Source organism: uncultured Sunxiuqinia sp. (assembly GCF_963974515.1).
Classification (GTDB): Bacteria; Bacteroidota; Bacteroidia; order Bacteroidales; family Prolixibacteraceae; genus Sunxiuqinia.
On record NZ_CAXBDD010000035.1, the window covers coordinates 22010 to 33615 of the forward strand.

11 protein-coding genes are annotated in these 11606 nt (G+C 42.7%); 5 read left to right on the plus strand and 6 right to left on the minus strand.

All coding sequences use genetic code 11. From position 1 onward, the window contains the following. Position 1 precedes the first annotated feature (1 nt). Together AAC033_RS09925 and AAC033_RS09930 are read left to right on the plus strand one after the other, a co-directional pair. Positions 2-2812 carry a TonB-dependent receptor gene (locus AAC033_RS09925; RefSeq protein WP_339737605.1) on the plus strand — a complete coding sequence of 937 codons (2811 nt, stop codon included), beginning with the start codon at positions 2-4 and terminating at the stop codon, positions 2810-2812. A gap of 29 nt (positions 2813-2841) precedes the next feature. Next, positions 2842-4530 carry a RagB/SusD family nutrient uptake outer membrane protein gene (locus tag AAC033_RS09930; RefSeq protein WP_339737586.1) on the plus strand — a complete coding sequence of 563 codons (1689 nt, stop codon included), beginning with the start codon at positions 2842-2844 and terminating at the stop codon, positions 4528-4530. A gap of 145 nt (positions 4531-4675) precedes the next feature. Here AAC033_RS09930 and AAC033_RS09935 read toward each other — a convergent pair whose 3' ends face one another. Together AAC033_RS09935 and AAC033_RS09940 are read right to left on the minus strand one after the other, a co-directional pair. Beyond that, entirely contained in the window at positions 4676-5629 is a 954-nt protein-coding gene (locus AAC033_RS09935) for a calcium/sodium antiporter (protein ID WP_339737588.1), read from the minus strand. Between the two features lie 69 nt (positions 5630-5698). Continuing rightward, positions 5699-5899 (minus strand): DUF2200 family protein, encoded by a 201-nt coding sequence (locus AAC033_RS09940; RefSeq protein WP_339737607.1) that lies wholly within the window; start codon positions 5897-5899, stop codon positions 5699-5701. A 172-nt stretch (positions 5900-6071) separates the two neighbouring features. Here AAC033_RS09940 and AAC033_RS09945 point away from each other — a divergent pair, with 172 nt between their 5' ends. Then, a complete protein-coding gene (locus AAC033_RS09945) occupies positions 6072-6446 on the plus strand; it encodes a hypothetical protein (RefSeq protein ID WP_339737590.1) in 375 nt (124 codons plus the stop codon). A 155-nt stretch (positions 6447-6601) separates the two neighbouring features. Here the strand turns inward: AAC033_RS09945 and AAC033_RS09950 are convergent, their stop codons facing one another. Continuing rightward, complete coding sequence (locus tag AAC033_RS09950; protein WP_339737592.1) at positions 6602-7168, minus strand: YIP1 family protein; 567 nt, start codon at positions 7166-7168, stop codon at positions 6602-6604. A gap of 16 nt (positions 7169-7184) precedes the next feature. Then, entirely contained in the window at positions 7185-7757 is a 573-nt protein-coding gene (locus AAC033_RS09955) for a DUF998 domain-containing protein (RefSeq protein ID WP_339737594.1), read from the minus strand. A 677-nt stretch (positions 7758-8434) separates the two neighbouring features. Here AAC033_RS09955 and AAC033_RS09960 point away from each other — a divergent pair. Next, complete coding sequence (locus AAC033_RS09960) at positions 8435-9667, plus strand: nucleoside recognition domain-containing protein (RefSeq protein ID WP_339737596.1); 1233 nt, start codon at positions 8435-8437, stop codon at positions 9665-9667. On the opposite strand, the gene AAC033_RS09965 is transcribed toward AAC033_RS09960, so the two are convergent. Both AAC033_RS09965 and kdsA read right to left on the minus strand, forming a co-directional pair. Next, positions 9664-10074, minus strand: coding sequence for a Dabb family protein (locus tag AAC033_RS09965; protein WP_339737598.1), 411 nt, complete (start codon positions 10072-10074; stop codon positions 9664-9666). The genes AAC033_RS09960 and AAC033_RS09965 overlap by 4 nt on opposite strands. Positions 10075-10090: 16 nt before the next feature. Beyond that, the gene (gene kdsA, locus AAC033_RS09970; protein ID WP_339737600.1) at positions 10091-10897 is read right to left on the minus strand and encodes a 3-deoxy-8-phosphooctulonate synthase; all 807 of its coding nucleotides are present in this window, start codon (positions 10895-10897) and stop codon (positions 10091-10093) included. A gap of 217 nt (positions 10898-11114) precedes the next feature. Here kdsA and AAC033_RS09975 point away from each other — a divergent pair. After that, on the plus strand, positions 11115-11606 hold a 492-nt coding region (locus AAC033_RS09975), incomplete at its 3' end, for a transposase (protein WP_339737602.1).

The following is an 11606-nucleotide window of genomic DNA, read 5'->3' on the forward strand; positions in this document are numbered from 1 at the left end:
TATTCCTACCGCTAATGCGGCTTCTCGTTTACAAGGCCGAGTATCAGGCGTTACCATTGTCAATGATAACTCTCCTGGTGGTGATGCTACCGTTCGTGTGCGTGGTTTTGGAACCATTAACAACAACTCGCCATTGTATATCGTCGATGGTATTCCTACCGAAGGAGGGTTAAGCCGTATGAATCCCAATGATATTGAATCGATGACTGTTTTGAAAGATGCGTCTTCATCTGCTATTTATGGGGCGCGTGCTGCAAACGGTGTAATCATTATCACAACCAATAGGGGTAAAAAGGGAGCTGCCAAAGTTACTTTTGATGCACGTTACGGTGTCCAGCGAGCTACAAACAAGCTGGATCTGCTGAATACCCGCGAATACGGAGAATTAGTCTGGCTGGAAACCCAGAATGATATTTACCTGTCAAAAAATACAATAACAAAGGCGCCCTGGCATTCAAACTATATTTTTGATACCAACGGAAATGTAACCATTCCTGACTACATCTTACCAACCGCAGCAATGGAAGGCGATCCTGGTACCGATCCTTCCTTATATGACTACCGCGATGATAATGGTTCAGGATTTTATCTGATTACACCTGCCAATAAGGAAGGGACGGTATGGTATGATGAAATTCTGGAACCTGCTCCGATTCAGGAATATAATATTGCTATTTCAGGTGGTTCGGAGAATAGCAATTATGCATTTAGTATGGGCTATCTCAGCCAGGATGGTATTGTCATCCACTCAGGTTTCGAGCGATATGCCATGCGTGCCAACGCTGATGCCAGATTAACAGACTGGTTGGAAGTTGGTCAGACTTTAAGCGTTGCCTATACAAAAAGAAAAGGAGGCGTAGGAGATAATAACGATGAAGGTAACGTTGTTTCACAGGCTTACCGGATGCAACCTATTGTACCTGTTTACGACATTATGGGCAACTTTGCCGGAACAAAAGGTGACAACTTGGGTAACGGCGCAAACCCAGTTGCCAATGCAACCCGTAATAAAGACAACTGGGGGACGGATACACGAATTATGGCTTCCGGGTATTTGCAATTGAATTTAACGAAGGAGCTTTCCTTTAAAACCTTAATGGGCGGTGATTTGAACAATGGCCGCTGGAAAACTTTTACCAAACGAAATCCTGAATTCTTTGAAGCAATCCAAACCAATGGATTAGGTGAAGGTCATGGTTACACTCTTCAATGGAACTGGCAAAACACCCTAAATTACAACACTGTGATTAATGGCGACCATACCATTAGTGCGATTGCGGGAACGGAGTCAATTGATAATTTGTATGAAGAGTTTACGGCCAATCGAAACGCGTTCTTTAGCGAGGATATTGATTACCGCTATTTGAATGTTGGTACTTCAAGTATTGCCAACTCGGGCTGGGCAACCCAGTACCGTAGTTTCTCCTACTTTGGCAGGATAAACTACGATTTTCAGCACAAATACCTGCTAGAAGCAGTTGTTCGCCGCGATGCATCGTCCCGCTTTCATGAAGACTACCGTTGGGGTACTTTCCCTGCCGCTTCGTTGGGATGGAGAATCTCGGAAGAAAGTTTCATGGACAATGCTACTTGGCTTGACGACATGAAAGTACGTGTTGGTTGGGGACAAAATGGTAACGATCGGGTAGACAATTATAACTATTGGGGAACTTACACTACAGGGCTCGGACAATCTTATTACCCCATAACAGGTGACGATACCAGCTTGGCCTCAGGTTTTTATCCGAATAAATTAGGAAACGAAGCTGCCAAGTGGGAAACCACCACCACCTTAAACTTAGGTATTGACATGACCATGTTTGACAACCGTTTTGAAGTAAATCTTGACTTGTATGACCGGGTAACTTCCGACATGCTTTATCAGGTGCAGCTCCCTCACGTTTATGGAAATGCTTCTCGTCCTTCAGTCAACATTGGCGAAATGCAAAACCGCGGAATTGACCTGATGCTCACCTACCACGGCGAAGTTTCCCGAGACTTGTCGTATACTGTGCGGGCCAATGCATCACATTATAAAAATGAGGTGTTGAAGTTGAATGACAATGAAGACGAAGTGCTTTGGGGTGAAACTGAACGTGGTAATATTTATACCATCTCAAAAGCCGGCGAAGCCATTTCATCGTTTTATGGCTACGAAGTGGAAGGAATTTTCAATTCTTGGGCCGAAGCAGATGCTCACCCAGCTTTTGGAACTTATAATGCTCCAGGTCGGTTTAAATATAAAAATACGAATGATGATGATGAAATTACCCCAGATGATCGGGTTGTGATTGGTAGCCCACACCCTGATTTGACCTATGGTTTGAATATGGATATCCAATACAAGGATTTCGATTTAACCATGTTTTTCCAGGGATCCTATGGTAACGACCTGATTAACTATGTGAGTAGGTGGACTGACTACTACCAGTTTGTTGGTAACCGGAGTCCCGAACGCTTGTATAATTCATGGACACCCGAGCGTTATGCCAACGGGGATAAAATCGTTCTTCCTATTGCTGAAACAAACGATACGAACAGCCAACTGCCTAACAGCAGCTTTATTGAAGACGGGTCTTACTTCCGAATGAAAGATCTACAAATTGGTTATAACCTGCCCAAAAGCATGATTTCAAAATGGAATGTGACTAACGTACGTGTTTACGTTCAGGCAACCAACTTATTCACTATAACAAGTTACAGCGGTTTAGATCCTGAAATCCGTTCGACTAATGACAGACATAACGGTTTGGATCAAGGTATTTATCCAACATCGCAAACATTCATGTTTGGTGTAAACCTGGGACTATAACTTATTAATCAAATTAAAAGCAATACAGAATGAAAAAAATATTTTTAATCAGTTTTGTGATGGTAGTTGGTTTCATGTTATCATGTTCTGATGATTTTTTGGAACTGAAACCAAAAGCGTCGAACTCAATAGCTACATTCTATTCGGAAAACGGAGTGAATGCCATGCTAACCGGAGCCTACTCGATTTTAGACGGACACTATGATAATGGATGGGCTTTCAATCAATGGGGCGGCTCAGTATCAAACTGGGTGTGGGGTGCCGTAGCTTCGGATGATGCCTATAAGGGATCAGAATCATCCGATCAGCAGACCATTAACGACATTGAGCAGTTTAATGTTACGTCTTCGAATGAATATTTGGATTCAAAGTGGCGATTCATGTACGAAGGCGTTTCGCGTTGTAATGCAATTTTGAAAGTGCTTTCAGAAGTAACCGATGAGCAGGTACCGGCCGATAAAAAGGTTTGGTTTGAGGCTCAAACAAGAGTTTTAAGGGCTCATTTTTATTTTGAACTGACCCGTGTATTTGGCAAAGTTCCATATATTGATGAAACCACGGAAGCTCCTGAAACGGTGCCGAATGATCATCTGCTCTTTAGCGAAATTGAGGCAGATCTCACTGCTGCCATACCTAACCTGAAACATCGGGAAGCTGAAAAAGCCCGAATCACCAAGTGGGGTGCAACAGCGTATTTAGCTAAGGTTTACATGTTTCAGAACAAACATGGGCAGGCGAAGCCTTTACTGGAAAGCATCATCACACAAGGTGGCTATGAGTTGATGGATAACTACCAGGATAACTACATGATCGCGACCAACAATAACAAAGAGTCGATTCTTGAGGTGCAATATGCAGTCAATGATGGAACTGATGGTTCGCTGAATGGTGGTTGGGGTGATGCACTGAACTTCCCTTCCGGTGGTCAATCTACCTGTTGCGGGTTCTTCCAGCCAACTCGTAACCTGGCCAATGCTTTTAAGGTTGATGCCACAACCGGCTTGCCGTTGTTTGGTACGTACAATATTGTTGGACAGGATGTTGGCGGTGTGGAGTACGGCGGAGCCGTTGACCCGCGTCTAGACCATACGATAGGGCGCGCCGGCGTTCCATTTTTGGACTGGGGCAACATGGATCCGGCATGGGTGCGTGACCCGAGTAATGGTGGACCATTCCTGTATAAGAAGACTCTGTTTCTGGCTTCTGAAAAAGGATCAAAATCAACGGAGACAGGATGGGCGACAGGTGTAAATGCCAATAATTACCGCATGATTCGTTTGGCGCATGTGTATTTGTGGCGTGCCGAATGTGCAGTTGCCGAAAATGACTTGGGAACAGCTAAGGATTATGTGAATTTAGTGCGTAACAGGGCCAAAGGGTCGACTGTTGTTGAGTTTAGTGACGGTACACCGGCAGCCAATTACAAAGTTGAACCGTATACCGGATTTGCTAATGAAGAAGAAGCACTGAGAGCTATCCAGTGGGAAACACGCCTCGAATTCGGGATGGAAGGACATCGTTTCTTCGACCTGGTACGCTGGGGTATTGTGGCTGATGTAATGCAAAATTATCTGAATACAGAAGGTTTACGCCAGTCTTATTTGGTAGGAAAAACCTTTAAAGCTGGCACCAACGAAATTTGGCCAATTCCTCAAACCCAGATTGACTTGTCATCTGTAGATGGAAGTTCTTCACTGACTCAAAATACCGGTTATTAAAATACCAACTCAACCTAAGTATTAAGAGAGTTGTCAGAAATGGCAACTCTTTTTTATTGGCCAGCCAAGTTGGTTTTTTCTGGAGGTGAAGGAATACCGCACCTCCTCTCAACCGAGAATGGTAATCCGTCTTTGCCAAGCATATTTAAATTTCCTTTATCACCAAAAAAACGGTGTAAAGCATATAAAACCCAAAAAGAATTCCGGCTTCCCATCGATCAAGTTTTTTCCTGTGTCCTGTTAGCATGGCTGCAAGTAAGAAAATTGTTCCTCCAATCAAGATGGATAAGTCTAAATTAAACTTGGGATTGTAGTCAATGGGGCTAATCATGCTGCTTATGGATAGGATAAACAGAAGATTGAATACATTCGAACCAATCACGTTTCCAATGGCTATGTCGCTGTTCTTTTTAAGGGCCGCAACCACCGAGGTTACCAGCTCCGGTAATGACGTTCCTGCAGCAATGATCGTTAATCCAACAATCTTTTCGCTGACACCTAAACTGCTGGCAATGTTGACACTGTTCATGACAACAAGTTGCCCTCCCGCGACTAAGCCAAACAATCCGAAAATGATTAATCCCCAGATCTTTAGCGTTGATTTGTGTACAATCGAAACTTCAGTCTGGGGTTCGTTCTTCATTTGTGTAAACACATAGTACAAAAACAGGAAGAACAGCACCAACATCACCACACCATCGATTCGACCCAAATAGCTTGAATCCGAAAAAATAAAATCATTGGCAAAAAACAGCATGATGATTGCAGCGAACAGAGATATTGGAATTTCTTTCCATGCTGTTGATGATTGTACGGTGACTGGATAAATTAATCCGGATAGTCCAAGGATGAGGAATAAATTGAAATTGTTGCTGCCAACGATATTTCCAAGCACGATATCGGAGTAACCGTTCATTGAGCCAATCACATTGACCACTAATTCCGGGGCCGACGTGCCAAAAGCAACAATGGTCAGGCCGATGGCTAAATCTGACACCTTATATTTCTTTGCCAATGCAGAGGCACCGTCAACAAGCCAGTTCGCGCCTAAAATCAGGCAGGCGAATCCAACAATAATAAGTGAAATTGGAAAGATCATCTGGTTTCGTATTTAAATCAAAAGTAAATAATTCGCTTGAATATTTTATTCAACTATTTGCCAGTAGGCTTATGCAATATGTAAAGTCGTCTCCATTTTGCGACCTTTGACCAATTCATCGACCAACTTGTCCAGATACCGGAAGTGTTGTGTCAGCTTATTTTCAATTTCTTCCACCCGATAGTCATCGATGATACCAGTATTGGTTGTAGCAGGATTTCTGGTTCCGATTTGGTGAACTGCCTGCCATGGTGCAAGTGTTGAGTAGATTTGGGCTGTTGTTCAGGCTATTAAGGAATAATTATAAGCTACTTGTACGTATTCTTTCCCAAGTTTTTTTTAATGAATTGATTTTGTTAAATTCGAGAGACTGGCAATAAAATATATCTGTTATACTAAAAAAAACGAAAGAATTTCAACCGCGTTACTCGTAAGCCTATGCATGATTGCATTTTCCGGATGCAACTCAGGTCAGCAAAAGCAAAATAAAAACGATTCATCGGAGTTGAGCGAAGAAGTCAGGGCTGAAATGCTTGAAAGTCAGAATGAGTTGAGCCAAATGGTCAGTGAAGAGTTTGCTAACATAAACGATAAAATACGGGAATTAAATCGGAAAATTGAAGAAGAGGGCTATCAACTCAACGAAGAACAGAATGAGGCATTGGATGAAATTCAAGAAAAACGGGTCGAGGTAAACGACAGGTTAGGAGAAATTGAAAATGTTTCGCAGGAGGAATGGGAGCACTTCCGATCTTCCTTTGAAAATGATTTGGATGAAATAAAATCGAAAATCGATGGTATCCTGGGCGAATTTTAAAAAATAGTACTTGCCAGTAAATTTCAGAGACTTTAAACTCAACCTTTGTCTCTTCCGATTTGCAGCACATTCTGTGCAAAGAGGTTGAATCATTTTGCAACACCAACCATCAGTCAATGGTTTTGCGTTGTAAGAGGAGCAGGGGAATTATTTCCTCAGCTAATCACGATTAGTCTGAGCAATGCGTAAATTCCGCTCGAAATGAGAATTGTTAATAGTGCGTACAAGTATGAAAATTTGTTGAAATACGATAATCCATAAATTAAGTTCCTGGCTGTAACAAGCCAAACGACAAAATGAGTTAACGGATGCCGATAGAAGATGAGATCCAGATTTTGTGTCATCAAAGCTGGAACAATCAAAATCAAACCAATAGCCAGGTAGATTAAGTAGGGTATCAAACCATAGGCGACAACCAGCTGAATTTGATTTTTGCTTGCTTCTCCCTTAAAGATTTTTCCTACTGCCCAATAAGTCATTGCTAATAAAAATCTGATCAGGAGTATTCCAGTTAACCCGAATACAATTATTCCAATTATTAGCCCCACAATTTTTTGACTTCCAAATAATTCTGAAAATTCGTTGAGTTGGGGAATTACCACGCCGATTGTGATTAAAGTCGAAAGGAGGTTAATCATGAAGCGGTTTTCTGAATCATCTCTCGTGGCTAAGTGTTTATAGGTCTCCAATGGAGAAATCCAGATTGAAAGAAATGGTCTCATGGTAGTATCCGTTATTCTATGATTTCGCTAATTTATTGATTTTGTAGGCAGAATAGGAAATAAAACCAAAGACAAAAATTCCAAATACTCGTTGTGTTAATCCTCTTTGTTCCATAGGGTCTAATCTTGCTACCATTGCCCAGAAGTAAAGAAAAATTATCAGAGCGGTTATGATTGAAAAATTTTTTGTCATTTTATTGATGTTTTCCTTTCCCATTTCGTAAAGAAAAGCGAATGGAAGCATCATGATCGAGAGTCCAATTCCATAAAGTCCGTGCCAAGGGGATCCGATCTTATAAAATGCTCCAAATAGAAATGTGATTCCAAAAACCATGATAAGACTTGCAGTAATAGAGAATTGCCGTTTAAATTTTAATAGTAACCCAATTCCGAACGAAATTGCTGAAGCTCCAGTGATAAAGATTCCAACAGTGAAAGAGGTCACAGCTAATTGATTTTTGTTGATAGCAAGTTCACTTACATGTTGTCTTATTTGGCTATAATCAGAAGCAAATAAACTTGCTATAATCACGGTGCCGAAATACAAAATTGGCAAATAAACTGCTTGCTGAATAAGATATTTTTTCATTTTCCCATTGTTTTCGTTTAGTCGTGGATACTGGGTTTGTGGGTTTTTAAATCTATGTAAAATAGTGCTTTATGTCGATTTTGTATAAGGCTTCTGATCGATTTGTTTCCGATCCCTGTTCTCGGGATTTGTGTTCTTGCCAAAGCTTTACTTTTATCAAGCAACAAGATAGTGGTTTCTACTGGTAAGCAGTTCATCTTTTTTCTATTTTATCTCTTTGGGAGCTAGCCCGATTCGGTTTTGGTTCGAACCATTCTCCGGGTTTTTACATGGGGTCCGTTAGGTTTAAACTAGGTTTCTACTAGTGAGGTAACACAAAACCTAACACAAACCTAGGGGAAACCTTGCAGAAAGTATGTACTTGGTCCGGTGAAAATTCGTCGGGAGAGTTTGCGGAATTGTCGCCAGCCTGTTTCAGAAAGACGTGGTCGTGCTTCGGAATTTGACTTTTGCCGAATGGAATAAGGTAGACCAGGTAAAGGTGTACTTGGTCGTCACAGGGCTGCTAAGCTTTGAGAAGAAAATTAAGGTTTTCAAAAGGGATTTTCACAAGCAGGTTTAATAGTCGAAGCTCATGATGTCTTTGAAGTGCATGCCTAATTTGTCGGGCTTTTTTTGTAGTTTCGGTTTTTAATTTTGACCGAGTCGCTCATGTCGGGCAGTGAATCGAACGAACTATGGCATTAAATTACATTTGGATCGCTTTTTTTCTGATCGCCTTTGTTGTTGCATTGGCCAAGTTGATTTTTTTAGGCGATATGGAGGTTTTTCCGGCCATGGTCAACTCCACCTTCGATATGGCGAAAACGGGATTTGAAATCTCGCTGGGTTTGACGGGGGTGCTGACCTTGTGGATGGGCATCATGAAAATTGGCGAAGACGGAGGTATCGTCCATGTTTTTTCCAGGATCATTGGGCCCTTCTTCAAAAAGTTGTTTCCTGAGTTGGGTGAGGAGCATCCGGCTCACGCATCGATCATGATGAATATTGCCGCCAACATGCTGAACCTGGACAATGCCGCGACTCCTATGGGGCTGAAGGCCATGAAGGAAATGCAGCAGACCAATCCCAATAAGGATATCGCTTCGAACGCACAGATCATGTTTTTGGTGTTGAATACTTCGGGGCTAACGCTGTTGCCGATCAGCATTATGGTGTACCGGGCGCAGCTAGGGGCGGTTAATCCCAGCGATATTTTCATTCCCATTATGCTGGCTACCTATTTCTCGACTTTGGCTGGCTTGTTGTCGGTTTCATTCTACCAAAGAATAAACCTGCTCGATAAAACCATCTTGTCATACTTGGGCGCATTAACGGCTTTTATTATTGGAATAATTTGGTACTTTTCTACTATTTCGCAGGATCAGATAACCACCATCTCGACTTTAGCCAGCAACATCATCCTTTTTTCGGTGATTGTATTCTTCATTTTGCTGGCTGTCAGAAAACGAATCAATGTTTACGAATCGTTTATCGATGGGGCAAAAGATGGATTTAAAATAGCCGTTAAAATTATTCCGTACCTGGTTGCTATTTTAGTTGCCATTGGCGTGTTTCGTACGTCGGGTGCCATGGATTGGCTGGTCTCGGGAATTGGCTGGGGGCTTGCGCAATTGGGTGTGAACACCGATTTCATCAACGCTTTGCCAACGGCACTGATGAAGCCACTGAGTGGGAGCGGAGCCCGCGGAATGATGGTTGATGCCATGAACACTTACGGGGCCGACTCGTTTGTTGGACGGGTGGCCAGCACGGTGCAGGGCGCGACCGACACCACCTTTTATATTTTGGCTGTTTATTTTGGCTCGGTTGGCATCAAAAAAACCCGCCATGCTTTAGCTTGCGGGTTGATTGCCGATTTTACCGGAATCATTGCAGCCATTCTGATGGCTTATCTTTTCTTCCACTAGAGCGCGTCGTATACCACGACTTTATCCCACAAATCGCCATACTCATCAATAAACCTCAGGTGAGTGGGATGGCTTTGGTAGATGTCCTGATCGGCTTTAGTGTCGAACACGGCCAGATAGGAGTAAGTGAAGGAATCATCCACGACCTCACGGTCTGATTTTACCGGTTTCCCCGTATGGTAAAGCTTTATTTCGGGAATGGTAACCAGCAGGGCCAGCCCTTCTTCGAAACGCTTGCAGGCCGTTGGGTTGTCTGGTTCTTTCAACCAAAAATAAACATGATGAAGGAAACTATCATGCAAGGCGATTTTCATTTCGCTGGCACTGGCTTTTTTCGACAGCAACGGAAAGCTGAGCAGTCCGATTCCGGCGAGTGATTTTCTGAGAAAGCTACGGCGATTTTTCATAGGAAGTATTTTAAGTTTATAAATGATCGACGACTTGTTTCAATTTAACCAGCTTCGTGAGCAATTGTTCCAGCAAGTCGAGTTTTAACATGTTGGCGCCATCCGATTTGGCGATGGCTGGGTTGGGGTGGGTTTCAATAAAAATCCCGTCAATGCCAACGGCTATGCCGGCTTTTGCAATGGTTTCAATCAATTCGGGTTTTCCTCCGGTAACCCCCGAGGTTTGATTGGGTTGTTGAAGCGAGTGTGTAATGTCGAGTATAACCGGGCAACTGTTTTGCTTCATTACCGGAATTCCGCGGTAGTCAACCACCAAGTCCTGGTAGCCAAAGGTTGTTCCGCGCTCGGTAAGCATCACCTTGTTGTTGCCCGAATCGCGAACCTTATCCACAGCAAACTTCATCGACTCTGCTGACAGGAATTGGCCTTTCTTGATGTTGACCACTTTGCCAGTTTCGGCAGCGGCAATCAGTAAATCGGTTTGGCGGCACAGGAAAGCCGGAATCTGCAGCACATCAACATACTGGGCAGCCAATACAGCCTCGCTGGCCGAATGAATGTCGGTAACCGTGGGAATGTCGAATTTTTCGCCCACGGCTTTCAATATGCTCAGCGCTTTTTCGTCGCCAATGCCGGTGAAGGAATCAATGCGTGAGCGGTTTGCTTTGCGGTATGAACCTTTAAAAACAAAAGGAATTTCAAGGTGATCGCAGATCTCCACAATTTTTGCGGCAATGTCGAAAGCCATTTCTTCTCCCTCAATAACACAAGGCCCGGCCAGCAAAAGAAAATTTTTACCCGCGTGTTTTAGTTTTGGAATCATCTTTTTTTTTGCGAAGATACAAATTGCCGGTATAAAAAAGGGAACGAAATTCGAATCTTGACTTCCCACATTTCCGATGAATGTAAAAGACCATGTTGTCTTTTATCTGAAAAACACTTAGCCCGAATTATTCATCCTGAGAACAACAAAATGGGTGCAAAGTGTTATCTTTAAGTAGATTAAACGAAACAACAACACTTTTTTAAAGCACCCATTTATGAGTCATAAAGATATCGTTTTTTACCGAGGTAGGACAGCAATAAACATGGATTTTTCAGCAGATGAAATTAGTTCTGACGGGGCCGTACTACTGTTGGAAAAACTTGAAAGGAAACACCGCATATTGCACTATTTTAGCCAGGTGATACCCGATCGTCGTGATCCCTTTCGCATTGTCCATTCCATTGAAAAGCTTTTGAAGCAGCGGGTTTTCACCCTGGTGCAAGGCTACGAAGATGCCAATGATGTCCAGTACCTGAAGAATGATCCGCTGTTAAAAGATATTCTCGATGGGGAGTTGGCTTCCCAGCCTACGCTGTCCAGGTTTGAAAATAGTATTGACAAACATTCTGTTTTTGCTTTGTGCCATGCCTGGATTGACCGTTATGTAAGCACCCTTGGAAACAGGAAAAAGGTTGTAATCGATATTGATGGCACCGATGATCCCACCCATGGGGCCCAGCAATTGTCGATGTTTAATGGCTATTAT